This window comes from Halorubrum sp. ARQ200, assembly GCF_005435115.1.
Classification (GTDB): domain Archaea; phylum Halobacteriota; class Halobacteria; order Halobacteriales; family Haloferacaceae; genus Halorubrum; species Halorubrum tropicale.
The window spans coordinates 24111-48631 of sequence record NZ_SGTZ01000007.1 but is presented as its reverse complement, the minus strand read 5'-3'; the positions used below and the strand labels follow the sequence as shown (position 1 = coordinate 48631).

General features: G+C 70.7%; 20 protein-coding genes and 1 tRNA gene. 10 read left to right on the top strand and 11 right to left on the bottom strand.

Annotation, left to right across the window (positions count from 1 at the left end; all coding sequences use genetic code 11):
- Nucleotides 1–40: 40 nt before the first annotated feature.
- From EXE50_RS10105 to EXE50_RS10070, 8 genes are all read right to left on the bottom strand, one after another.
- Nucleotides 41–349, bottom strand: a complete 309-nt coding sequence (locus EXE50_RS10105) for a glutaredoxin family protein (protein ID WP_053770411.1) — start codon at nt 347–349, stop codon at nt 41–43.
- On the bottom strand, nt 346–726 hold the full coding sequence (locus tag EXE50_RS10100; protein ID WP_137705008.1) for a CTP synthetase: 381 nt from the start codon (nt 724–726) through the stop codon (nt 346–348). The genes EXE50_RS10105 and EXE50_RS10100 overlap by 4 nt, the downstream gene beginning before the upstream one ends.
- Nucleotides 726–1643: a glutamine-hydrolyzing GMP synthase gene (gene guaA, locus EXE50_RS10095; protein WP_137705007.1), complete on the bottom strand. Its 918-nt coding sequence runs from the start codon at nt 1641–1643 to the stop codon at nt 726–728. Before guaA ends, EXE50_RS10100 begins: the two co-directional genes overlap by 1 nt.
- Entirely contained in the window at nt 1644–3299 is a 1656-nt protein-coding gene (locus tag EXE50_RS10090) for a CTP synthase (RefSeq protein ID WP_137705006.1), read from the bottom strand.
- A gap of 111 nt (nt 3300–3410) precedes the next feature.
- Nucleotides 3411–4736, bottom strand: coding sequence for a PQQ-binding-like beta-propeller repeat protein (locus EXE50_RS10085; protein WP_137705005.1), 1326 nt, complete (start codon nt 4734–4736; stop codon nt 3411–3413).
- A 166-nt stretch (nt 4737–4902) separates the two neighbouring features.
- Nucleotides 4903–4986: transfer RNA gene (locus tag EXE50_RS10080), tRNA-Leu, on the bottom strand.
- Nucleotides 4987–5016: 30 nt separating this feature from the next.
- Nucleotides 5017–6069: a PAS domain-containing sensor histidine kinase gene (locus EXE50_RS10075; RefSeq protein ID WP_137705004.1), complete on the bottom strand. Its 1053-nt coding sequence runs from the start codon at nt 6067–6069 to the stop codon at nt 5017–5019.
- Between the two features lie 60 nt (nt 6070–6129).
- Nucleotides 6130–7011, bottom strand: a complete 882-nt coding sequence (locus EXE50_RS10070) for an EamA family transporter (RefSeq protein ID WP_053770405.1) — start codon at nt 7009–7011, stop codon at nt 6130–6132.
- Nucleotides 7012–7116: 105 nt separating this feature from the next.
- On the opposite strand from EXE50_RS10070, the gene EXE50_RS10065 reads away from it, so the two are divergent.
- Nucleotides 7117–7668, top strand: a complete 552-nt coding sequence (locus tag EXE50_RS10065; protein WP_137705003.1) for a DUF309 domain-containing protein — start codon at nt 7117–7119, stop codon at nt 7666–7668.
- An 81-nt stretch (nt 7669–7749) separates the two neighbouring features.
- Nucleotides 7750–8553, top strand: a complete 804-nt coding sequence (locus EXE50_RS10060) for a succinylglutamate desuccinylase/aspartoacylase family protein (protein ID WP_053770403.1) — start codon at nt 7750–7752, stop codon at nt 8551–8553.
- Between the two features lies 1 nt (nt 8554).
- Here the strand turns inward: EXE50_RS10060 and EXE50_RS10055 are convergent, their stop codons facing one another.
- Nucleotides 8555–8935, bottom strand: coding sequence for a cupin domain-containing protein (locus EXE50_RS10055; protein WP_137705002.1), 381 nt, complete (start codon nt 8933–8935; stop codon nt 8555–8557).
- 84 nt (nt 8936–9019) lie between these two features.
- Between EXE50_RS10055 and EXE50_RS10050 the strand changes: the two genes are divergently transcribed.
- The 3 genes from EXE50_RS10050 (at nt 9020) to EXE50_RS10040 (ending at nt 13435) form a co-directional block, all read left to right on the top strand.
- Nucleotides 9020–10204 (top strand): CBS domain-containing protein, encoded by a 1185-nt coding sequence (locus tag EXE50_RS10050; RefSeq protein WP_053770401.1) that lies wholly within the window; start codon nt 9020–9022, stop codon nt 10202–10204.
- Between the two features lie 75 nt (nt 10205–10279).
- On the top strand, nt 10280–12328 hold the full coding sequence (locus tag EXE50_RS10045) for a DUF460 domain-containing protein (protein WP_137705001.1): 2049 nt from the start codon (nt 10280–10282) through the stop codon (nt 12326–12328).
- Nucleotides 12329–12448: 120 nt separating this feature from the next.
- Nucleotides 12449–13435: a tyrosine--tRNA ligase gene (locus EXE50_RS10040; protein WP_053770399.1), complete on the top strand. Its 987-nt coding sequence runs from the start codon at nt 12449–12451 to the stop codon at nt 13433–13435.
- Nucleotides 13436–13456: 21 nt separating this feature from the next.
- On the opposite strand, the gene EXE50_RS10035 is transcribed toward EXE50_RS10040, so the two are convergent.
- Nucleotides 13457–14224, bottom strand: coding sequence for a topoisomerase DNA-binding C4 zinc finger domain-containing protein (locus tag EXE50_RS10035; protein WP_199241338.1), 768 nt, complete (start codon nt 14222–14224; stop codon nt 13457–13459).
- An 88-nt stretch (nt 14225–14312) separates the two neighbouring features.
- Nucleotides 14313–16655 carry a DEAD/DEAH box helicase gene (locus EXE50_RS10030; protein WP_137705000.1) on the bottom strand — a complete coding sequence of 781 codons (2343 nt, stop codon included), beginning with the start codon at nt 16653–16655 and terminating at the stop codon, nt 14313–14315.
- A 199-nt stretch (nt 16656–16854) separates the two neighbouring features.
- On the opposite strand from EXE50_RS10030, the gene EXE50_RS10025 reads away from it, so the two are divergent.
- The 5 genes from EXE50_RS10025 to EXE50_RS10005 all read left to right on the top strand — a co-directional run bounded on the left by EXE50_RS10025 (nt 16855) and on the right by EXE50_RS10005 (nt 24500).
- A complete protein-coding gene (locus EXE50_RS10025; protein ID WP_053770397.1) occupies nt 16855–17217 on the top strand; it encodes a TRAM domain-containing protein in 363 nt (120 codons plus the stop codon).
- A gap of 92 nt (nt 17218–17309) precedes the next feature.
- The gene (locus EXE50_RS10020; RefSeq protein ID WP_137704999.1) at nt 17310–22949 is read left to right on the top strand and encodes an LAGLIDADG family homing endonuclease; all 5640 of its coding nucleotides are present in this window, start codon (nt 17310–17312) and stop codon (nt 22947–22949) included.
- A complete protein-coding gene (locus EXE50_RS10015) occupies nt 22950–23249 on the top strand; it encodes a hypothetical protein (protein WP_053770395.1) in 300 nt (99 codons plus the stop codon).
- A gap of 106 nt (nt 23250–23355) precedes the next feature.
- Complete coding sequence (locus EXE50_RS10010) at nt 23356–23694, top strand: hypothetical protein (RefSeq protein ID WP_137704998.1); 339 nt, start codon at nt 23356–23358, stop codon at nt 23692–23694.
- Nucleotides 23691–24500 carry a hypothetical protein gene (locus EXE50_RS10005; protein ID WP_137704997.1) on the top strand — a complete coding sequence of 270 codons (810 nt, stop codon included), beginning with the start codon at nt 23691–23693 and terminating at the stop codon, nt 24498–24500. The genes EXE50_RS10010 and EXE50_RS10005 overlap by 4 nt, the downstream gene beginning before the upstream one ends.
- The last annotated feature ends 21 nt before the right edge of the window (nt 24501–24521 follow it).

Sequence of the window (24521 nt, the reverse complement as noted above, 5' to 3'; positions counted from 1 at the left end):
GCGGTAGGAGGGGCGGACGGTGCCCGGGACGCCGACCGCGTCAGGTCGCCGCCAAGAGCTTCAGCCGCAGGTCGCGCTCGTCGACCTCGTACTTGAACGCCGGGGTGCCGTCGACGAGGACGTACGGGACGCGCTCGCCGTACTCGTCGGCGAGCTCGGGGTCGGCGTCCACGTCGACCACGTCGAGGGCGACCGTCACGCCGTCGAGGTCGGCCGCGACCGACTCGATCGCCTCGCGGGCGACGACGCACAGCGAGCAGTCCTCGCGGGTGTAGAGGGTGACCGGGACGGTCGTCGCGTCCGCGGCGTCCTCGCGTCCGGCCGGGTCGCCGGCGTCGTCCCCGCTCACGGCTCGCCGTCGTCGGAGAGCAGCTCCTCGGCGACCGTCGCGGCGCCCAGCAGGTCGGGGTCGACCGCGAGGTCGGCGACCGTCGCGACGAACTCCGGCAGCGACCGGCTCGCGTAGGTGACGACGCGGACCTCGGGGTTCAGCTCCTTGGCGACCGGGATGCCGGTCGCCTCCTCGACGTCGGTGAGGACGAAGTAGGCGGCGTCGGCGACGCCGGCGTCCTCGAGCTTCGGCGCCGTGACGAGCCCCTCGACCCGACGGACCTCGACGCCGAGCGCGGCGAGCTCCTCGCCGAGGCCGTGCCGGTCGGGGCCGGCGACGACCGCGAGTCGGCCCTCTGTGCGGCCGCCGTCGGGGCGGGCGGGGGTCCCCGCCATCACTCGTACTCGATCGTCGCGGGCGGCTTGTGGGTCACGTCGTACACCACGCGCGCCACGTTCTCGTTCTCGCCGGTGATCCGGCTCTGGATCCGCTGGAGCGTGCTCCAGTCCAGCTCCTGTGCCCGGGCGGTCATCCCGTCGCGGCTCTCGACGGAGCGCACCGCGACCACCCAGCCGTGGACCCGATTGTCGCCCTTGACCCCCGTCGCCTTGCCGAGGACCGCGGCGAACGCCTGCCACGGGTCGTACTCCGCCAGTTCCTCCTCGACGACGTGGGTCGCCTCGCGGGCGACCTCGGCCTTCTCGGGCGTGACCTCGCCGACGATCCGGACCGCGAGACCGGGCCCGGGGAACGGCATTCGCTCGGAGATGATCGCTTCGAGGCCGAGCGCGCGGGCGACTTCGCGGACCTCGTCCTTGTAGAGGTCGCGCACGGGCTCGACGATCCCCTCGAAGTCGACGACCTCGGGGAGCCCGCCGACGTTGTGGTGCGACTTGATGTTCCCCTCCGACTCGATGCGGTCGGGGTAGATCGTCCCCTGGACGAGGTAGTCGGCGTCCACGTCGCGCGCGACCGTCTCGAACTCGTCGATGAACCCCTCGCCGATGACGTGGCGCTTCTCCTCGGGGTCGGTGACGCCCGCGAGCCGGTCGAAGAAGCGGTCCTGCGCCTCGATCACTCGCAGCGACTCCATAAACTCGAACGTGTCGCGGATCTCGTCGGTCTCGCCCTTCCGCATCAGCCCCGTGTCGACGTAGACGGGGGTGAGCTGGTCGCCGACCGCCTCGTACGCGAGCGTCGCCGCGACCGAGGAGTCGACCCCGCCGGACAGGGCGATCACGGCGTTCGCGTCGCCGATCGCCTCCCGGATCTCCGCTTTCGCCTCCGCGATGAAGTCCTCCGTCTCGACCATCTATAGCCTCACGTCCGCGTTCCGCTCGGTTGTGTCCGTCGATCCCAGCGCCGCCTCGACGAGGGAGACGAACGGCGGGCTCGCGCGGTCCGGACGCGACCGGAACTCGGGGTGCGCCTGCGTGCCGAAGAAGAACGGGTGGTCGGCGCGTTCGAGGATCTCCATCCGGTTGTCCGCGCGGCCGGAGAAGACGAGGCCGTCGGCCTCCAGGGCGTCGATGTACTCGGGGTTCACCTCGTAGCGGTGGCGGTGGCGCTCCGTACAGGCGTCAGCGCCGTACACCTCGGCCGCGAGGGTGTCGGGCTCGATGTCGGTCTCGTGGGCGCCGAGCCGCATCGTCCCGCCCATGTCCTCCGTCTCGTACTGCTCGGGGAGGAGGTCGATGACGGGGTGGGGCGTGTCGGGGTCGATCTCCGCGGAGTGGGCGCCGTCGAGCCCGAGGACGTGCCGCGCGTGTTCGACGACGGCCATCTGGAAGCCCAGGCAGAGCCCGAGGAACGGCACGTCGTTCTCGCGTGCGTAGCGGACCGCCTCGATCTTCCCGTCGGTGCCGCGGGAGCCGAACCCGCCGGGGACGACGACCGCGTCGGCCGTCGCGAGCCGCTGCTCGTGTTCCGCCCGGGTCTCGTCGGCGTCGACCCACAGCACGTTCACCTCGGTGCCGGTCTGGATGCCGGCGTGCTTCAGCGCCTCGTGGATCGACATGTAGGCGTCTTCGAGGGCGTACTTGCCGACGAGCGCCACGTCGATCTCCTCGTCGCGGTCGCGGGTGACGAGGTCCCGCCACTCGGTCGAGCGCTCCGCCTTCGGGAACGCCTCGTCGGCGAGGCCGAGCTGCTCCATCACGTACTCGTCTAACCCCTCGTCTTCGACCATCAGCGGGACGTGATAGATGTCCTCCACGTCGGGGTTCGAGAAGACGGCGTCCGTGGGCACGTCGCAGAACAGGGCGATCTTCTCTTTGGTCTCCGGGTCGAGCCGGTCCTCGGAGCGCCCGACGAGGACGTCCGGCTGGAGCCCGATCGAGCGCAGTTCCTTCACGGAGTGCTGGGTCGGCTTCGTCTTCTGCTCGCCGTTCTTCGAGTACGGGACCAGGGTGACGTGCGTGAAGAGGATGTCCTCGTCGTCCTCCTCGTGGGCGAACTGACGGAGCGCCTCGAGGAACGGCATCGACTCGATGTCGCCGACGGTCCCGCCGATCTCGACGAGGCAGACGTCGGAGCCCTCGGCGGCCTCGCGGATCCGCCGCTTGATGTCGTCGGTGACGTGCGGGATGATCTGGACCGTCTTCCCGAGGTAGTCGCCGGCGCGCTCGCGCTCGATGACGTGCTCGTACGTCTTCCCCGTGGTGACGTTGTGGTCGAACGTCATGTCGGTGCCGAGGAAGCGCTCGTAGTTGCCCAGGTCGAGGTCGACCTCGCCGCCGTCCTTGAGCACGTACACCTCGCCGTGCTCGTACGGGTTCATCGTCCCGGCGTCGACGTTGAGGTACGGGTCCACCTTGACGGCGGTCACGTCGAAGCCCGCGTTGGCGAGAAGGCGCCCGGTGCTGGCGGCCGTGATGCCCTTGCCCAGCCCGGACATCACTCCGCCCGTGACGAACACGAACTTCCGACCCAGCGAGGGGTCGTACCCCGTGTCGGGATCTGCTGGCATATCGACCGTCCGGCAGGCCGGGGCAAAACCGTTTCGGACCCCGCGTTTCGCTGGACGTTCGTGGCTATCTGCCGAGGCTCCGCCCGACCGTTCGACGGCGGTGCGGCCGACTCACTCCGGCGCGGCGAGCCGGTAGCACATGCCGGGCTCGTCGGTGTCCTCCGGCGCGCGCTCGGTGTAGTAGACCCCGTCGTCGGTGACGAACGGGGCGCTGGTCACCTCGCCGTTGCCCTCGACCGCCCAGGTCACCGAGCCGTCCCCGCGGTCGAGCGCGTAGAGGTGGTGGTCGTACGAGCCGACGAGGACGTGCCCGTTCGTCACGGTCACGTTCCCGGTGATCCACCCGTCCGTCGGGGTCGACCACAGCTCCTCGCCGGTCGCCAAGTCGATCGCGTAGACGTTCGTGTCGTGGCTCCCGACGTACACCGTCCCGTCGTGGACCGCCGGCGCGCACATGACGCCGCCCGTGCGGATCGGGTCGGGATCGCCCGACGGCGACACGGACTCGTCCGTCTCGAACGCCCAGAGCCCGGAGCCGTCGGCGATGTCGACGGCGGTGACGGTGCCGGCCCACGACGGCACCACCGCGATCCCGCGGCTGACCGCGATCGGGGCCTTGACGTCGCCGCCGGTGTCGAAGGTCCACGCGCGCTCGCGGTCGGAGACGGACCACGCGTAGACGCGACCGTCGTTGGCGCCGAACAGGAAGCGGTCGCGGTCGAGGTCGACCGCGATCGTCGAGTGGGGGTGGTCGGTCGGCCGGCCGTCGCGCCACACCTCCTCGCCGCTCTCGGCGTCCAGCGCGACGGCGGCGCCGCTCGGCGGCGTGAACTCGACGGCGAGGTACAGCGTCCCGTCGTGGTACGTCGGGCTGGCGGCGGCCGCGTCGCCGACGTCGGTCTGCCACTCGATATCGCCGGTCGCGACCGAGACCGCGGAGACGACGCCGTCGTAGGTGCCGACGTACGCCGACCCCTCGGCGACCGCGGGGGTGCCGTGGCTCCCCCACTTAGCGTCGGAGAGGTCCGTCGCCCAGTTCGTCGTCCCGTCGACCGCGATCGACTGGATCCGGCCCGTGTCGTCGGCGACGAGGACGTCGCCCGCCGGCGTCGGCATCGGGCTGCCCTTCGAGGCGGAGTGCTCGCCGCGGTTCGCCGGCACCGACCACCGCACCTCGACGCTCTCGGGTATCGTCGCGTCGATGTGGCCGTGGTTCCGGAGCCCCTGTCGGAACTGCGACGTGAGCCCGTCCGACGACTGCGGCCGGGCGGTAAGATCCAGGGGCAGGTCGACTCCGTCGAATCCCGACCCGGCGCCGGCGGCGGGCGAGTCGCCGTCGCCCGGCGAGTCGCCGCCGATCGAGCTACACCCGGCGAGGCCGGCGACGCCGACGCCGCCGGCGACGCGGAGCCAGTCGCGGCGCGTGCGATCTCTCATAGGGACCGGTTCGGGGGTGAGGATAAAAATCCACCTCGCTCGGAGCGAGGTGGGTCGCGGGACGCGACGCGGCCGCGGCTGGTCGAGGCAGCGGTCCGAGTGAAGTTTTGCGAGGGAAGAGCGCTCCGAGAGCGTCTTCCGCATCACGGGGGGTGGACCCCGGCGATGCGAGGGGAGGGATTTGAACCCACGGACCTCTACAGGAGCGGATCTTGAGTCCGCCGCCGTTTCCGGGCTTGGCTACCCTCGCACGCGGGCTGGCGTTAGATGGGCGCCTCCTTTACGCCGTCGGTTCCGCGCCGACCAGCGTCGCGCGGAACCCGCCCGCGGCGGACTCGTCGATTTCGAGCGTCCAGTCGTGCGCGGCCGCCACGCGCTGGACGATGGCGAGCCCGATCCCGGTCCCGCCCCCGGGGGAGACGCCGAAGTCGGTCAGCGCCGCGCGCGCCTGCTCGTCGTCCGGCAGCCCCGGGCCGTCGTCGGCCACGTACACCCCCCGGTCGTCGACGCCGACGCGGACCGTGGGGGCGTCCCCGCCGTACTCGAAGGCGTTGCCGATGAGGTTGCCGATGGCGCGCCGGAGCAGCGTCGGGTCGCCGGTGACGGGACCGGCCTCGTCGACGACGAGGTCGGCGTCGGGGGGGCAGTCGCCGAAGTCGCCCGACTCCAAGCAGTCGGCCGCAAGCTCAGCGAGGTCGACCGCGGCGTCCTCGGTCTCGATCGCTTCGGGCTCGCGGGCCATCACGAGCGCCTCGTCGATCATCGTCTCGATCCGGTCGAGCGCGTCCTCGGCCGCCGCCAGCCCCTCCGTCTCGTCGGTCTCGCGCGCGAGGTCGACGTAGCCGCGGGCGACCGACAGCGGGTTCCGGAGGTCGTGCGAGAGGAAGCCGGCGAGGCGTTCGAGCCGCTCGTTGAGCCGCTTCAGCTCGCGCTCGCGTTCGACCCGCTCGGTCACGTCGCGGATGACCCCGACCGCGCCGACGATCGACCCGTCGTTCTCGATCGGCGTCAGCCGCGTCTCGGTGGTGACGTCGCTGCCGTCCGCGAGCGTCGTCGTGAGCTGGACGCGCTCGTCGTCCGCCTCGCCGTCGAGGACCCGTTCGACCGCCGCCCGGTAGCGGCCCCCCGTCTCCGCGCTCCAGTACCCCGCCTCCACGAGCCGCTCCGGGTGCCTCCCGTGGAGGACGGCCTCGTCGAACCCGGTCACCTCGCGGAGGCGCTCGTTGACGAACACCCGGGTCCGGTCGGCGTCGAGGACGTAGGCCCCGTCGCCGAGGGCGTTCACGATCGACTCGGCGTGGTCGATCGGACTCGACTCCGACGGGGGTTCCATGCGGTCGCTACGGGGCGAGCCGTAAAGTCCTCTCGGGTGACCGACGGCGCGCCCGGCGAGTCACCCGGCTATCATGGCGACGCCGACCACCGCGAGGACGGCCGCGACGAGCCGGAGCCGGAAGTGGCGCTCGCCGAGCAGCACGCCGCCGAGGACGACCGCGACGATAGCCTGCGTGTTGATCACGGGCGAGGCGACGCTCGCGGGCAGCGCCGCGAACGCGACCGTGGTCAGGTGCTCGCCGACGGCGACGAGCGCGCCGGCCGCGAGGAACTTCGGAACGTCTTCGCGGCTCGCGTCGATCGGGGTTCGCACCGCCGCCGGGAGCAACACGACGGCGACGCCGGCGAGCAGCAGCGGCACCCAGAGCGTGCCGGGGATCGCGAGCTCCTGGAGCGCGACCCGCTTGCCCACGTCGCCGACGGCGTAGCAGGCCGCGCTCGCGAGCGCCAGCTGGGCGGGCCGCGAGCGGGCGGCCCGCGCGAGCGGCGCGAAGAAGCTGCCCGGCTCGTAGTTCGCGACGTACACCGCGAGCGTGGTGACGACGACGCCGGCGACCTGGATCGGCGCCAACACCTGACCGAGCAGCCCGACCTCCAGCGGGAGGACGAACATCGGGACCACCTTGTTGATCGGCGCGACGTACGAGACCGCCCCGTCCTCGATGGCCCGCAGGAAGAGGACGAAGGCCGCGGCCGTCGCGACGCACGTGCCGGCGACGACGGCGAACCGCCGGGGGACGGCGATCCCGGCCAGCCCGGCCGCGGCGTCGCCGAACCCGACCGTGAGCCCGGTGCCCGCGAGGAACCACCCGAGCGCCGCGGCGTTAACCGCCACCGTCAGCGCCGCCGGGGGATAGTCGGCGAAGGCGCGCTTCAGGACGAAGAGGTACGTCCCCCAGACGACGGCGGCGGCGACGGCGAAGAGGAGCCCGGCGTCCATTCGTTCGCCCCGAGCGCGACCGGCGGAAAGAGTGGTTCGATCCGGGGCCGCCGGGCGCCGGGCCTCGCGAAACGGTTAGGTCGCTGCCGCGAGAACGCCGCGCACATGGACGACCACACCCGCGACCCGGGCGTCGCTCCGCCGCTCGGGAACCCGACCGGGTGGCACGCGGGCGGCGAGCCGTCCGGCGACGGGGAGGCGTCGGCGGAGGGCGCGGCCGACGCGGGGGCCGTCGGGGGGTACTGGGAGCACGCGACGCTGCGGCGCGCGACCGAACACGGGGTCCGGCTGTTCAACGACGGCGCCTACCACGAGAGCCACGACTGCTTCGAGGACGAGTGGTACAACTACGGGAGCGGCACGGCGGAGAGCGCCTTCCTCCACGGGATGGTCCAGGTCGCGGCCGGCGCGTACAAGCGCGTCGACTTCGAGAACGACGCCGGGATGCGGTCGCTGTTCGAGACGGCCCTCCAGTACCTCGACGGCGTCCCGAGCGACTTCTACGGCGTCGACGTCGCGGACGTCCGAGAGACGCTCCGCGCCGCGCTCGACGACCCGAGCGCGGTCGACGGCTGGCAGATCACGCTCGACGGCGCGCGGCCCCCGGCGTACCCCGCGGACTACGAGTACGCGGAGCGGGTCGACGAGAGGCACTGAGGGCGGGCCGACGACGCGGGCGAGGGCTCGCGGCCGCCGCCGATCCGAACGCCACTTATCAGCCGCCCGCCTGGAAGTCGTATGGAGATTCACGACCTTGGCGACGGGGAGCCCGAGGTCGCCGTGGTCGGCGCGATCCACGGCGACGAGCCCTGCGGCGCCCGCGCCGTCGAGCGCCTGCTCGACGCCGACCTCGCCCCCGAGCGTCCGGTGCGGCTGATCGTCGCCAACGAGGCGGCGCTCGACGCCGGCGAGCGGTACCTCGACGCCGACCTCAACCGGGCGTTTCCGGGCAACCCCGACGCGGCGGCCCACGAGGTGCGGCTGGCGGCCGACCTCGTCGACGCGCTGGCGGGGTGTACCACCCTCGCGATCCACTCGACGCAGTCGTACGCCGAGCCGTTCGCCGTCATCGACTCGATGGACGAGGTGACCCGCGCGGTCGCGCCGCACCTCCCCGTCGACGCCGTGATCCAGACCGACGCGTTCACCGAGGGCCGGCTCATCGAGCACCCGCACACGCTCGAAGTGGAGGCCGGGCTCCAGGGCTCCGAGGGCGCCGCCGACAACGCCTACTGGCTCGCCCGCGCGTTCCTCGCGGCGACCGGCGCAATCACCGCGCCCGGCGCGGACGACGTCCTCGACGCCGGGGGCCGCGAGGACGTGTCCGTGTTCCGGCTCCGCGAGCGGATCCCGAAGCCCGACGCCGAGGCGTACGAGGTGTTCGCGCGCAACTTCGAGCGCGTCGAGTCCGGCGAGCGGTTCGCGGCCGCGGACGGCGAGCCGCTGCTCGCCGACGAGCCCTTCTACCCCGTGCTGCTGTCGCCGAACGGCTACCGCGACCAGTTCGGCTACGTCGCCGACCGGGTCGGCACGCTGGAGTAGCCTACTCGACGAGCTCGATGGCGTCGTCGCCGTTGGGCACGGCGCAGATGAACGCGCCCGGCTCGTCGCCCGCGTTCCGGTACCAGTGTTCGACGCCCGCGGGGATGAGGAGGGCGTTGCCCGGCGACACCCGATGCTCCTCGTCGCCGACGCCGACGACGTACTCGCCGGAAAGGACGTACTGCTCGTGTTCGACCGCGTTGGTGTGGCGCGGGACCTCGGCGCCCGGCGCGAGTTCGAACCGGCGCATCGCGAAGTTCGGGGCGCCGTCGGACTCGTCGAGGAGGACGGCCTTCGAGAGCCCCTCGGCGGCGTCGACCGGCTCGGACGCGACCGCGTCGGCGCGTTTCACGACCGCTCCGGGATCGGCTGTGTCGCTCATAGGCGTCCGTGACGGGCGGGAGGTACTTAACCGATCACCGCACTGACCCGGTGACTTAACCGATCACCGGCCGAACCGGAGGGTATGCGTGGAATCAAGGTCGGGAGCGCGTTCGGTATTCCGATCCGCCTCAACTGGACGTTCTTGCTCGTCTTGCCGCTGTTCGCGTACCTCATCGGCGGAGAAGTGAGCACCATCGCGGAGGTGATGAACGAGGTCGCCGGGCTCGGCATCGACACGGCCGCGGTCGCGACCGGGACCACGCCGTGGATCCTCGGCCTGTCGGCCGCGGTGGGGCTGTTCGCCGGCGTGCTGCTCCACGAGTTCGGGCACTCGCTCGTCGCCATGCGGTACGGCTACGAGATCGAGTCGATCACGCTGTGGCTGCTCGGCGGCCTCGCCAGCTTCGCCGAGTTCCCCGAGGACTGGAGACACGAGTTCTGGATCGCGATCGCCGGCCCGCTCGTCAGCGTCGCGGTCGGGGCGGCCTGCTACGCCGTCGTCCTCGTCGCGCCGATGGGCTCGAACGCGGTCCTCTTCGTCTTCGGCTACCTCGCGCTGTTGAACGTCGTGCTCGCGGTGTTCAACATGCTCCCCGCGTTCCCGATGGACGGCGGCCGCGTCCTCCGGGCGCTGCTCGCGCGGAACCAGCCGCACGCGCAGGCGACCCAGCGGGCCGCCGCCGTGGGGAAGGTGTTCGCGTTCCTGATGGGGATCATCGGCCTGTTCACCTTCCAGCTGCTGCTCATCGTCCTCGCCTTCTTCGTCTACATCGCCGCCTCCGGCGAGGCCCAGCAGACGACCCTGAAGGCCGCCTTCGAGGGCGTCAGCGTCACCGACGTGATGACGCCCCGCGAGGACCTCCACACGGTGACTGAAGACACCTCCGTCGCCGACCTGATGAGCCGGATGTTCGAGGAGCGCCACACGGGCTACCCGGTCCTCGACGGCGACGACCTCGTCGGGATGGTGACGCTCGAAGACGCGCGGTCGGTCCGCGAGGTGGAGCGCGACGCCTACCGCGTCGACGACGTGATGGCGACCGACCTCGTCGCCGCCGACCCGAACGCCGACGCCCTGACCGCGCTCCAGACCATGCAGGAGCACGGCGTCGGGCGCCTCCCGGTCGTCGACGCCGACGGCGCGCTCGTCGGGCTCATCTCGCGGTCGGACCTGATGACCGCGTTCAACATCATCCAGACCGGCGGCACGCCGGGCGTCATCAGCGGCCGACGACAGGGGGCCGGCGACGAGTCGCGGATCCTCTGACCGCTCGCGCCCCGGCGACGGCCGGCCGCACCCCCCGGCGTGGGGTATATACGCGGCAACGACCTACCTCGGTACGTGACAACCCGGACCATCCGCGCCCGCGACCGGCCGGTGTTCGGCGTCGACGTCCACAGCGGCGACGTCCGCGGCGACAGCCCCTCCTACGCGCTCGTCATCCTCGACCCCGTCGACGAGGACGACCCGGACGCCCCGGACGCGGACGGGCCGATGGCTCGGGTCACCCGCGACGTGGTCTCCTTCCGGAAGCTCTGCCGGCTGATCGACGACCGCGAGCCCCTCTACGTCGCCACCGACAACGCCTACGAGCTGGCGGCCGACAAGAACGAGCTGGTCGGCTTCCTCCGGTCGCTGCCGGACGGGACGCGGCTGGTCCAGGTGACCGGCGCCGAGCGCCCGGAGCCGCTCTCGCGGGTCGCTTCCCGGCACGGGATCCCCTACGGGAAGGAGCCGATGAAGGAGGCGGAGGCGGCCGCGCGGCTCGCCGCGGCCAACGTCGGCCACGAGGTGACCGCCTTCACCGACGAGACGACGGTGAAGGTGTCCCGCGGCCGCTCGACGGGCAAGGGCGGGTGGAGCCAGGACCGCTACACCCGGCGGATCCACGGCAACGTCCGGAAGCGGACGCGGCAGGTCCAGTCGAAGCTGAACGAGGCGAACCTCGACTTCGAGCGCGACGTGACCGAGAAGTACGGCGGCTACGCGAACGCGACGTTCACGGTCGCGGCGCGCCCGGAGGACATCCCCGTCTCGGACTCGCGGGCCGGCGACGTGCGCGTCGAGGTCGAGCGCGAGCGCCGCGACGGCATCGAGTACGAGCCGCTGGTGAAGCGGCGCGACCGCGTCATCGTCGGCATCGACCCCGGCACCACCACCGCGGCCGCGGTCGTCGGCCTCGACGGCACCGTCCACGCGCTCTACTCCTCGCGTACCGGCGACACGGCCGAGGTGACCGAGTGGATCGTCGAGCAGGGACGACCGATCATCGTCGCCGCCGACGTGGAGCCGATGCCGGAGACCGTCGAGAAGTTCCGGCGCTCGTTCGACGCGGCCGGGTGGCGCCCCACGACGGACCTCCCGGTCGACGAGAAGCTCCACCGCACCCGCGAGGCGAGCTACGACAACGACCACGAGCGCGACGCGCTCGCCGCCGCGCTGTACGCCTACGACGACCACGAGGACCAGTTCGAGCGGATCGCGGCGAAGACGCCGCCGCGGCTCGACCGCGAGACGGTGATCGCCGGCGTCGTCGCCGGCGGCTCGTCGGTCGAGGCCGTCGTCGAGGACCTGAGCGAGGACGACGGCGACGGCGACGACGGGGGCGACGAGGCGGAGGCGGACCCGACGGAGCCGGAGCGCACCGAGGAGGAGGAGACGATCCGCCGGCTCCGCGAGCGCGTCGACCGGCTGGAGTCCCACGCCGAGTCGCTGGAGGAAGACCTCGACGAGCGCGACGACCGGATCGCGGAGCTGGAGTCCGAGTTGGAGGAGGCGAAACGCGAGGAGCGCATCGAGGCCCGCACGCGGCGGGCGGTCTCGCGGCTCGAACGCGAGACGGACCGACTGGAGCGCGAGCGCGACGAGGCCCGCGAGCGCGTCGAGGACCTCGAACGGAAGGTGGAGACGTTAAAGGAGCTGTGGCGGCTCGACCACTCGAACTTCGGCGACGTCGCCGAGGGGCAGGGCCTCGTGAGCGTGAAGGTCGTCGAGCAGTTCACGCTCGACGCGCTCGACGCCGCCGACGAGGCGTACGGGCTCGTGGCCGGCGACGTGGTGTTCCTCCGGGACGCCTCCGGGGCGGGCCGCCGGACCGCGGAGCGGCTCGCCGAGGCGGAGCCCCGCGCGGTGATCCGCGGCGAGGGGAACCTCTCGGACGTGGCCGACGAGGTGCTGTTCGAGCGGGCGGTTCCGGTGGTGCCCGCGGACGCGGTGCCGGTCCGCGAGGTGGACGAGCTGGCGGTCGCGAGCGAGGAGGCCCTCGTCGAGGCCGTCGACGAGTGGGAGGAGCGCGCCGAGCAGCGCCGCCGCGACGAGAAGGCCGAGCGGATCGACCGGATCATCTCCGAGCACCGCGCGGGGCGGACGCTGCCCGAGACCGAGGAGTGACCCCGACCCGGTCGCCTCGAAACCGAGAAACCGGCGGTCGACGGCCGCGCTGGCGGCGCTCCCCGTGAGTCGTCGGCACGCATCCAGAAGTCATATGTCCGGGAACGCACACTCGGAGGTATGGACGCTCACGAGCTGATCACCCGGAACGCGGCCGAGGTGGTCACCGAGGCGGAGATCGAGGCGCTGGCCGACGACCCCGAGGGCAAGCGGGCGTACGTCGGCTACGAGCCCTCGGGCGTGCTCCACATCGGTCACATGCTCACCGCGAACAAGCTCATCGACCTCCAGGAGGCGGGCTTCGAGGTCACCGTGCTGCTGGCCGACGTACACGCCTACCTCAACGACAAGGGATCGTTCGAGGAGATCCGCCACACCGCCGAGCGCATGCGCGACCAGTTCATCGCCTACGGGCTCGACGAGTCGAACACGCAGTTCGTGCTCGGCTCCGACTTCCAGCTCGACGACGACTACACGCTCGACCTCCACGCCCTCGAACTGGAGACCACCCTCTCCCGCGCCGAGCGCGCGATGGCGGAGATCAGCTCGGGCGACTCGGTGAAGGTGTCGCAGGCCGTCTACCCGCTGATGCAGGCGCTCGACATCCCGTACCTCGGCGTCGACCTCGCGGTCGGCGGGATGGAGCAGCGCAAGGTCCACATGCTCGCGCGCGACGTGCTCCCGAGCATCGACCGCGAGCCGCCGACGAGCCTCCACACGCCGCTTATCGCCGACCTCGGCACCGGCCGCGGGAAGATGTCCTCCAGCGAGGGCGTCACCATCTCGATGGAGGACTCCCGCGAGGACATCGAGTCGAAGGTGAACGACGCCTACTGCCCGCCGACGGCCGACCCCGAGCCGACCGACGACGGCGCCGAGCGCGAGAACCCCGTCCTCCAGGTGTTCGAGTACCACGTCTTCCCGCGGTTCGACGCGGTGACCGTCGAGCGCCCCGAGGAGTACGGCGGGAACCTGGAGTACGACGCCTACGACGACCTGGAGGGCGACCTGGAGTCCGGCGAACTCCACCCCGCGGACGCGAAGGGCGCGCTCGCGGAGTACCTCGACCGCCTCATCGCGCCGGGGCGCCAGCAGCTCGCGGAGTAGGTCGGTCGTTCCGCGGCGCCCTCACTCGGCGTCCGCCTCGTTTCTCGCCGCGCGACCGTCGAGCGCGCAGGTCCCGTCCAGACAGCCGAGCCCCGCCGCGGTCTCGAAGACGGGGAGCCCGCAGTCGCACTCGTCGACGACGACCCCGGCCGGGAACGAGAAGGTCGTCTCGCAGTCGGGGTAGTTCTCGCAGCCGAGGTAGACGCGGCCGGGCGCGGAGCGGACCCGGAGGTCGCCGTCGCAGTCCGGGCAGTCCCAGACGCCGTCGAAGCGGTCGCTGACTGCCTCCGCCATGGGGTCGCAGCCCGGGTCGAGACAGAGGTGGAACGGCTCGCCGCGCTCGACGCGAATCTTCGGGAGCCCGCAGTCGTCGCAGGTGGCGTCCGTGACGCTGGCGCCCGCCGGCAGCCCCCGCCGCTCCTCGCAGTCCAGGCAGACCACGTCGCCGCGCGAGCGCACGAGCGGCCCGCCGTCGTCCGGGCAGGTCCCGACCGGGACGCCGGCCTCGGTGACGGGGAGGACCCGGCTCGCGGTCGCCTCCGCCGCGACGACGCGGAGTCGCCGGGAGCCGTCGCGGGCGGTGACGGTGAACCCGTCGCCGTCGCCCTCGACGACGACGCTCTCGGGGCGGGTGAGCCACGCGACGGGCTGGTAGCCGTCGGCGTCGTGGACGAGCGTCGTGTCGTCGGGTTTGATCAGGACGACGACCCGTCCCCGGTGGGTGCGGGTGCGGTCGCCGCGGTCGGTTACCTCGCAGTCGCCGGCCAGCACGCGGAGTCGCTGCGGCATGGGGCGACTGGCCGCGGAATGGCTGAAAAGCGCTCGTGACGGGGTTTATCCGGGATGCGGAGCGCCGGTAGCGGGCGGGGCGACGCCGTCACTCCACCCGGACCGTCCGCGTCGCGGTGACGGGGAGGAGCGGGAGGTCGGGGAAGACGACCTCGACGACGAACTCCAGCTCGTCGGCGTCTGGGGGGCCGAACACGCCGACCGGGACCGTTGCCGTCCCGTCGAGGTACGTCGTCGTCGCGGTCATCTCCACGTCGTTGACCGTGACGCGGATCCCCGCGCGGGCGCTTCCGGAGACGGCCTCGACGGCGACCTCGCACATCTCGTTGTCGCCGACCGCGATGGCCTCGGGGAAGTCCCCCCAGTCGACGTCGACGCGGGGGCAGTCGCGCGCGGCGTCGACGATCCGCTCCGCGACGGAGTCGCTCATGCCGGCGCGTTCGAGGTCCGCCGCGCCGGCGTCGACCACGTCGACCGGGGAGGCGAGGCCGGCGTCCGCGAGGCGCTCGGCGCGCCCGGAGCCGACCCCCTCGATCGCCGTGAGCGCGACCGCCTCGCGGGAGACGCCGTGCTCGACGCGCGCCTCGACGCGACGGGCGAGGTTGGCGGCGCGCGGGCCGGCGAAGCGGTCGAGGAACTCCGCGAGGGCGGCGAGCAGGCGGAGCGCGTTCTGCCGGATCACCCACGCGTCGGACCGGAGGTCCGAGGGGATCGAGTCCGCCATGCCGGCGAGCAGGATGGCGAACACCTTGCGGTGGCCGTCCTCCAGGTCGGTGTCGCGCCCGTCGAGGACCCGGTCGATCGCGTCCGACTCGGCGGACCGCGCCGAGACGGAGTCGAACTCGCCGGCCGACGCGACGGTCTCCAGCACGGAATCGACCGTCAGCGTCTCGCGGTCGGCGAGGCGGCGGAAGCGGCGGGCGGTGTCGAGCCGGAGGTAGTACTTGGAGGCGAGCCGTCCGAGGGCGGTCGGCTCGATCGCGAGGTCGTCGTCGGCCGCGACGAACCCGTCGTCGACGAGCGATTCGAGGTGGTCGCGCACGCGGTCGCGGAGCGTCGGGAAGTCGTACTGCTCCGGTTGCGACCGCGCGCGGACGTAGTAGAAGGTGGTCTCCAGCCACGCCATCACGTCCTCGAGCCCGCGGATCGTCCCCATCGCGATCTCGGCGTTGAGGTGCGACTCGAGGTCGGCGGCGAGCCGCGACTCGATCTCCTTGCCGTCGCGCAACAGTTTGCGGTACCTGTCAGCGTCCCCGCGGTCGCAGACCACCCAGCCGTACCCCACGTCGTCGTACTCCGGCCGGCCGGCGCGCCCGAGCATCTGGAGCACGTCCAGCGGCGAGATGTCGGTCTCACCCTCCAGCGGGTCGTGGTACTTGGTGTCGCGGATCACGACGCAGCGCGCGGGGAGGTTCACCCCCCACGCCAGCGTCGACGTCGAGAAGAGGACCTTGATCTTCCCCTGCTTGAACCACTCCTCGACGCGGTCGCGGTCGTCCTTCCCGAGGCCGGCGTGATGGAAGCCGACGCCGTCCGTGACCGACTGGCGGAGCGTGTCGTTGGTGAGCTCTTTGGCTTCGTTGTGGAAGTCGTAGTCGTCGCGTGAGTCGATCGGGATGTCCCGCTCGGTTATCTCGTCGCGCGCCTTCTTGGCGGCCTGAACCGTGTCCTGCCGAGAGGAGACGAACACCAGCGCCTGCCCGTCCTCGCGGACGTGCGGCTCGGCCAGGTCGAGCGCGCGGTAGAGCCGCCGGTACTTGTCGGCGAAGGCGTTCGAGCCGTGCGAGTACGTCTTCACGCCCGTTTCGAGGTCGACCGGGCGGTACTCGTCGCCGAAGGCGTAGGTCGTCTCCGCGGGCGCGTCCAGCCACTCGGCGACGTCGTCGATGTTCGGCATCGTCGCCGACAGCGCCACGACGCGGGGGTCCTGGAGCCGGCGGAGCCGCGAGACGGTCACCTCCAGCACCGCGCCGCGCTTCTCGGAGTCGAGCAGGTGGACCTCGTCGATGACGACGCAGTCCACGTCGGTGATAAAGGAGTAGCGCGCGGAGTCGTGCTTCCGGGTCGCGCTGTCGGCCTTCTCGGGCGTCGTCACCAGCACGTCGGCGCGCTCGGCGCGGCGCGGGTTGAGGTTCCGCTCGCCGGAGACGACGTAGACGGAGTAGCCCAGCTCCTCGAAGCGCTCCCACTCGCTCTCCTTCTCGTTGGTGAGCGCGCGCAGCGGCGCGACGAAGAGGGCCGTCCCGCCCGCGTCGAGCGTCTTACAGATGGCGAGCTCGGCGAGCGCCGTCTTCCCGGAGGCCGTCGGCGCCGACGCGACCACGTTGTGGTCGGTCTCTAAGATGCCCGGCAGCGCCTCCCGCTGCATCCGGTTGAACTCGTCGAAGCCGAAGGCGTCGGCGAACTCCGGCACCGCGTCCGCGACCTTCACGGCACACCACACCCGTGCACGAGTCGTCGGGATCCGCGGCTGTGTCGCATTCGGATCGAGAGGGGGGCTTCGAGGGCAAAGGCGTTTCTCATGCGCCCGCGGGGAAGCCGAGGCGGTCGAGGGAGACACAGGCGAGGTGATCAGTCCCGCGGCGCCGCGTACCCACACCGTTTAGGTGACCGCGGCCGACCGCCCGGGTATGATTCCAACGTCGCCGCTCGTCGTCGGTATCGCCGTGGCGGTCGCGCTGCTCGCGCTGTTCGTGCTCGCCCGCCGGCTCCGCGGGCCGTCGAGCGAGGCGCGCGAGTCGAAACGCGCCCACGAGGCGGCACAGGAGCGCGAGCCGCCGGTCGAGATCGGCGAGACCTACGAGTTCGGCGTCACCGAGCTCACCGACCACCACTCCGGCGACGAGGTCGCCGTCGGGAAGGTCGAGGGGTTCGTCGTCTTCACCGAGGAGATCCCGAGCGGGCTCGAACCGGGCGACGTGATCCGCGCGAAGGTGCTCTCCTTCAACGAGGGCCGCACCTCCGCCGACGCGACGTTCGTCGAACGCGCGTAGCCGAGGGCGGACCGGCAGAGCGAGACGGCGGCCGAGACCACGTCCGCTCCGAACCGGAGGTTCATACGTGATGCCGACGAAGTGGTGTCGCAATGGCTCAGGCCGGCACCCAGGACCTCACGGAGCGGTTCATCCAGTTCTATCGCAACTACTACCGTGAGGAGATCGGACAGCTCGCCCAGCGGTACCCCAACGAGCAGCGCTCGCTGTACGTCTCCTACGACGACCTCTTCCAGTTCGACCGCGACCTCGCCGAGGACTTCCTGAACAAGCCGGAACAGATGCGCGAGTACGCCGAGGAGGCGCTGCGGCTCTACGACCTCCCCGCCGACGTGAGCCTCGGCCGCGCGCACGTCCGCATCGAGGACCTCCCCGAGAGCGTCGACATCCGCGGCATTCGGGTCCACGACGACCACATCGGCAAACTCGTCTCGATCCAGGGCATCGTCCGCAAGGCCACGGACGTCCGCCCCAAGGTGACCGAGGCCGCCTTCGAGTGCCAGCGCTGCGGCACGATGACGTACATCCCCCAGTCCGACGGTGGCTTCCAGGAGCCTCACGAGTGTCAGGGCTGCGAGCGACAGGGCCCGTTCCGGGTCAACTTCGACCAGTCCGAGTTCGTCGACTCCCAGAAGCTCCGCATCCAGGAGTCGCCCGAGGGCCTCCGCGGCGGCGAGACCCCCCAGTCGCTCGACGTCGACATCATCGACGACATCACCGGCGAGGTGAGCCCCGGCGACCACGTCACCTGCGTCGGCGTCCTCCACATCGAACAGGTCGAGCAGGGCAACGAGAAGTCCGCCATCTTCGACCTGTACATGGACGGCGTCTCCATCGCCATCGAGGACGAGGAGTTCGAGGACATGGACATCACCGACGCCGACAAACGCGACATCATCGAGCTCTCCGAGCGCGACGACATCTACGAGGCGATGGTCGGCTCCATCGCGCCCGCCATCTACGGCTACGAGGAGGAGAAGCTCGCGATGATCCTCCAGCTGTTCTCCGGCGTCACGAAGCACCTCCCCGACGGCTCGCGGATCCGCGGCGACCTCCATATGCTCCTTATTGGCGACCCTGGTACCGGGAAGTGTCAAAAATACGACACTAAAGTGACACTTGCTGACGGGACAGAACGGGCCATCGGAGATATAGTAGAGTCAAATCTCGAAGACCCGATAGAAGTCGACGACGGGGTGTACGAACCGGTAAATGTCGACGTTCAAACAGTAACGGAATCGGGAGCCGTCGAGACTGGGACCGCGACAAAAGTCTGGAAACGGGAAGCGCCGGATAGGATGTACAGAATTTCGATGGCATCGGGGCGCGAAGTAGAGGTAACACCGTCGCACCCGTTGTTCAAACAGTTGAACAGAGGGTTGTCCCCCCAACGGGCAGACCAATTAAGCGAGGGTGATCTCATTGCTGTTCCCGGTAACATCGACGCGGATTGGGACGATTCGCTTGACGTTTCGTTCCAGCAGGTCGAAGCCTACAACGCGAATTCGTTCACGCCGCCCACTCGAATCGATCCCACTCTGGCTCGACTCCTCGGTTATATCATCGCTGAGGGTCACACCTATCTCTCAGGATCGAGTGCCGCTACCGAGGTTACGAACGTCGACGACGAGATACTAGCGGACGTGGAGAACTGCTTCCGCGAGTTGGGCGTTCGATGGTCCCGCCTAGAGAAGCGAGATCACGAGACTGCCGAAATCGTCCGCTGTTCCTCGTTGGAGTTCGTCCGGTTCCTCAGAGGAATCGAACCGGCAATCCTCAAAAACTCTGAGGATCAACTCGTCCCTGATTGTCTCAAACGGGCGAGTCCCGAGAATAAGAAGGGATTCCTACAGGCGTACGTTGACAGCGAGGGGACGGTCTCAGCCAAAGAACGCGAGATCACAGTTTCTTCGATGAGTAGAGAACTGCTGGCCGGGGTACAGACGTTACTCCTCGCCTTCGGGATCCGGAGCCATCTTCGAGAACGACACAACGATAGCTATCGACTGCGCATCAGTGGACGGGATTTCGTCAAGTACGTCGACGAAATTGGATTCGTTACCAATCGTAAAGCGACGGCCTCGAACGCGTTCGATGACGTTCCAGAGAACACAAACACCGACGTGATTCCCGGACTGAGTGACGACCTCCGGCGGATCCGAGAGGCGCTCGCGTTGTCGCAATTCGGTATCGGACTGCCGCGTCCGACGTATCAACACTACGAACGTGGCGACAGAAACCCGAGTAGATCGAGTCTGAGAGCGGTTGTCGACGCGTTCGAAACTCGGCTGAACTGGCTTCGCGAGAAGCGTGGAGAACTGCTGGACGGTAACTGGCAGGCAGTCGAGACGCTGCGGGAGGAACTGAACATCTCTCAGAAGATGCTCTCAGAGGGAATGGACGTCTCTCAAACGGCGATCAGCTACTACGAGCGGAACGACGTTGCTCCCGACGGTGGACAGGTCGCGGACGCAAAGGGCGTGATTTTGGATCGTCTCGATGAGGCCTTATCGGTCGCGCAAGATGTCTCCGAACTCGATCGTCTGTGTGCGAACGACGTTCACTGGGACCGGATCGAGTCGATCGAATCGGTCGATCCAAGTTATGAGTGGGTCTACGATCTTGAGGTCGCAGACACCCACACGTATCTCGGAAACGGCGTCGTCTCGCACAACTCACAGATGATTTCGTACGTAGAAAACATCGCTCCCCGCTCGGTATACACCTCCGGGAAGGGGTCGTCTGCGGCGGGCCTCACGGCCGCGGCCGTCCGCGACGACTTCGGCGACGGCCAGCAGTGGTCGCTCGAGGCCGGCGCGCTCGTGCTCGCGGACAAGGGAATTGCGGCAGTCGACGAACTGGACAAGATGGACTGCGTCACCGGCGACGCGCTGGTTTCTCTCGCCGACGGGCGCGTCGAGCGCATCGGAGAGCTGGCGCGGGAAGCGACCGAGGACGGCGAGGTCAAGGAGCTTTCGAACGGGCGACGTATCCGCGACGTCGACCTCGATGTCTGGTCGATGAACGAGGACGGAAACCTCGTCGAGCGGTCGGTTTCGGCGGTCCACGAGTACGACGTGCCGTCGGAACTGACCCGAGTGACGACGGAGACGGGCGAGTCGCTGACCGCGACCGCCGACCACCCGTTCTTCGTCCTCGACGACGGCGAGCGCGTCGAGCGCGAGGCGGCCGCGCTGAACGACGGCGACTGGGTGTACGTCCCGCGCGAGATCCCGACGAGGGCGGCGGACGGCGGAGCGGTGGCCGCGAGCGGGGGAGGGGGGCCGGCGACCGAGCACGGCGACGGCCCGACGGTCGACGCTGACGGGGTCGACCCCGCCACGGCGAGCGTCCTCGGGTACCTCTCCGGCGACGGCAACGTCTACTACGACCGCGACGAGGGCGTCTACGGCGTCCGGTTCACGAACACGGACGACGGACTCCTCGACGACTTCGAGCGCGCGGCGCGGGCGGCGTTCGACGCGGAGCCGGTGCGGCCGCCGAGCGAACGGCGCGACGACGGCGTCGAGACGGTCCGGGTCGCCGGGAAGGAGCACGCCGACGCCGTCCTCGACGCGGGGATGAACCTCGGTCGGTACGACGAGAAGTGCTTCCCGACCGCCGTGACGGCGGGGAGCCGCGCGGCGAAGGCCGCGTTCGTCCGCGCGCTGGCCGACAGCGAGGGCCACGTCGACGAGTCGGCGGGCAACGTTCGGATAGCGTCGGCGAGCCGAGACCTCCTCCGCGGCACCAAGAACCTCCTCTTACAGTTCGGCGTGTCGAGCCAGCTCCAGCACCGCGAGCGAGACGGCGGGCGCGACGTGTACTACCTCACGGTGACCGACGCGGACTCGCTCGCGGCGTTCCGGCGGTACGTCGGGTTCACGGCCACGCGGAAGGCCGAAGCCCTCGACCGCGTCGTCGACGCCGCCGACGGCGACCGCACGATTCTCGACGTGGTCCCGGAGGTCGACGACGTGCTGGCGCGGTGTCGCGAGTCGCTCCGACTTCACCAGAGCGAGTGCGGCATCGGCGCCGTCACGTACCACGACTTCGAGACCGGGAGCGCGAACGTCTCGCTCCACCGCGCGGAGCGGATACTCGCGGCGTTCGAGGGGCGGCGCGAACGCGCGGCCGACGACCGCGGCGCGCTCGACGCGACGCCGACGTGGGAGACGCTCTCGGAGCTTCGGAGTCGATACCACGTCTCGCAGTCCGAGTTAGCCGAGGGGACGACGCTGTCCCAGCAGCAGGTCTCCCGCGAGTGGGGGGAGAGCGACGAGGTCCGTCGGACGGTGGCCGCGCGACTCCGGGAGGTACTCACCGACGTCGCGGAGACCGACCTCGACGACCTCCGGGAGTTCGTCCGCGGCGAGGTGAAGTGGCGTCGGGTCGAGTCGGTCGAGACGGTCCCGCCCGAGTCGGTCGAGCACCGCGGCGAGGTCCTCCGGCAGCGCCTCGTCGACGTCATCGGCGGGCCGGTCGACACGGCGGAAGCGCGCGCTCGCGAACTGCTCGACCGCGGTCCGGTCGGCGAGACGCGAGCGGCGCTGTCGGCGGCGCTCGACGCTCACGGCGTCAGTCAGGCGGACGTGGCGTCGGGGCTCGACGTGAGTCAGGCGACCGTGTCGCGCTGGCTGTCCGGCGCGGTCGAGACGGACCGGTTCGACGACCTGCGCGAGGCCGTCGTTGAGGAGGTCGGCGCCGTGAAGGCGGAACTGCGGTCGATCCTCTCCCGGATCGACGACGGCGAGCGACCGAGGGTGTACGACCTGACCGTCGAGGGGACGCACAACTTCGTCGCGAACGGGCTCGTCGTCCACAACTCCTCGGACCGCTCCGCCATGCACGAGGGCCTCGAACAGCAGAAGATCTCGGTCTCGAAGGCGGGGATCAACGCCACTCTCAAGGCGCGGTGTTCGCTGCTCGGCGCCGCGAACCCCAAGTACGGTCGGTTCGACCAGTACGAGCCGATCGGCGAGCAGATCGACTTAGAGCCCGCGCTCATCTCGCGGTTCGACCTCATCTTCACCGTGACGGACAGCCCGGACCCGGAGCACGACTCCCGGCTGGCCCAGCACATCCTCAAGACCAACTACGCGGGCGAGTTGAACACCCAGCGGGCGGAGGTGCCCTCCTCGGAGTTCACGGCCGAGGAGGTCGACAGCGTCACGGAGGAGGTGGCGCCGGAGATCGACGCGGAGCTGTTACGGAAGTACATCGCCCACGCGAAGCGGAACTGCTACCCGACGATGACCGACGAGGCGAAGGACATCATCGAGGAGTTCTACGTCGACCTCCGGTCGAAGGGCGCCGACGAGGACGCGCCGGTGCCGGTCACCGCGCGAAAGCTGGAGGCGCTGGTGCGCCTCTCGGAGGCGAGCGCGCGGGTCCGCCTGTCGGACACGGTCGAGCGGGAGGACGCCGACCGCGCGACCGACATCGTCGAGTCGTGTCTCAAGGACATCGGCGTCGACCCGGAGACGGGGCAGTTCGACGCCGACGTGGTCGAGACGGGCACCTCGAAGAGCCAGCGCGACCGCATCAAGAACATCAAGGGGCTCATCGCGGACATCGAGGAGGAGTACGAGGAGGGCGCGCCGGTCGACGAGGTGCTCGACCGCGCCGACGAGATCGGGATGGACCCGGGGAAGGCCGACCAGGAGATCGAGAAGCTCCGGACGAAGGGCGAGGTGTACGAGCCCAAGCAGGGCCACCTCCGGACAACGTAGATGGACCGCATCTCAGCGATACGGAACGTCGAGGACGCGCTTCGCGAGTTCGAGGACGGCGAGGCCGACCTCGCGGCCACGGAGCGGCGCGTCGCGGCCGTCCTCCGCACGTACGCAACCGAGTTCGACGGCGACGGCGACGTGTTCCGCGCGGTCGGCGACGAGCCCGTCGACGGCACCGTCGTCGTCGCGCCCTCGGAGCCGGCGGCCCGGGAGCGCGTCCTCGCCGCCAGCGGCGTCGACGGCGAGCGCGACCCGGACGGCGGGGACGGGCCGGCGTTCGACGTCGAGCGCTTCTGAGGACCGGCCTCGAAGGCGGGAGCGTCGGCCGGGAGGGCGGTCGCTGAAGCCGACTGAAACGTTCCGGTCCGGAACGGATAAATTGGAAAATCGACCACCCGCGGGCGTGCTGCTGGTCGTGACGTATTCGGCGGCCGCCCGAACCGGCCTCCGGAACCTGTGTCGCCGCCACGAGGGGGTCGTCGCCCGGCGGTTCGGTCGCGCCGCGCTGCTCGACGAGACGGTGTACGCCGCGTTCCTCGCGCTGCGGCTCCGCGAGTCGCACGGCGGGGACGTCCAGATCGAGCGCACCGAGCCGTTCAACGAGTTCGTCGCCGTCGACGAGCCGGTCCGAGAGGCCGCCGCGGCCTACGCGGACCGGAGCGCGGAGTCGACGCCGTACGCGGCGTTCGCGGCGGGGACGGACCACCCGGACCCGGACGCCATGCGCGGCAGAGAGCTGTGACCGAGACGAGACCGACACCGCGGGGGCCGGACCGGAAAGGGGAGGCCGACGGCAACGAGGACGAGTCGGCCGCGGTCGAGGGACCGTCGGAGCCGAGCGCGGTGCTCCGGCGGCTCCCCACCGACGCGGGACTCCGTCGGCAGCTCGCGGCGGCCGCGCGCTCGCGGGGACGGACCGCGTCGGTCGCGGCGGAGATCGACGAGATCGAGGCGGAGCTCGCGGCGATCGAAGTCGAACCGGTGGACCTGACCGCGGCGCGGCGGCGGGTCGCCGAGACGAGCGGCGAGATAGAGCGCCTGAAAGAGCGGGTGGCGGCGCTGCGCGGCGACGCCCGGGCGCGCCGCGCGGTCGACGCCGAAGCGGACGACGCGCTCGACGACCTGGAGGCGGCGGCGGAGCTGTCGGCCGCGCAGACGGAGGCGATCGCCGCCGAGCAGGCGCTCGAACGCGCGCGGGCGGAGGCGGCCCGGAACCGCGACGAGCGGCGACGGCGCCTGCGGCTCCGCGACCGGCTCCGGAACCGCCGCCGCGCCGCCCGCCGCGAACTCGCCGAGGGGATCTATCCGGCGTTTCGGCGCGCGCTCGCGGTCGTCCCGGGCGGCGATCCCGGGGCCGCCGGCGCGGCCCCCGACGCGTACGACGGCGACCCGGTCGCGGCGTCGCTCGCGGCGGTTAGGGTGGCGGCGCTCGACGGCGCCGTCGAACTGCGAGGGGACGCGGCCCGGAGGGTCGCGGCCGCCGACCGAGCGGCGAGGTCGCTGCTCCGGACCCCCGATGTCCGCGCGGCGTCCGACCCCGACGGTTAAATACGATTCCGCGGGAGTCGG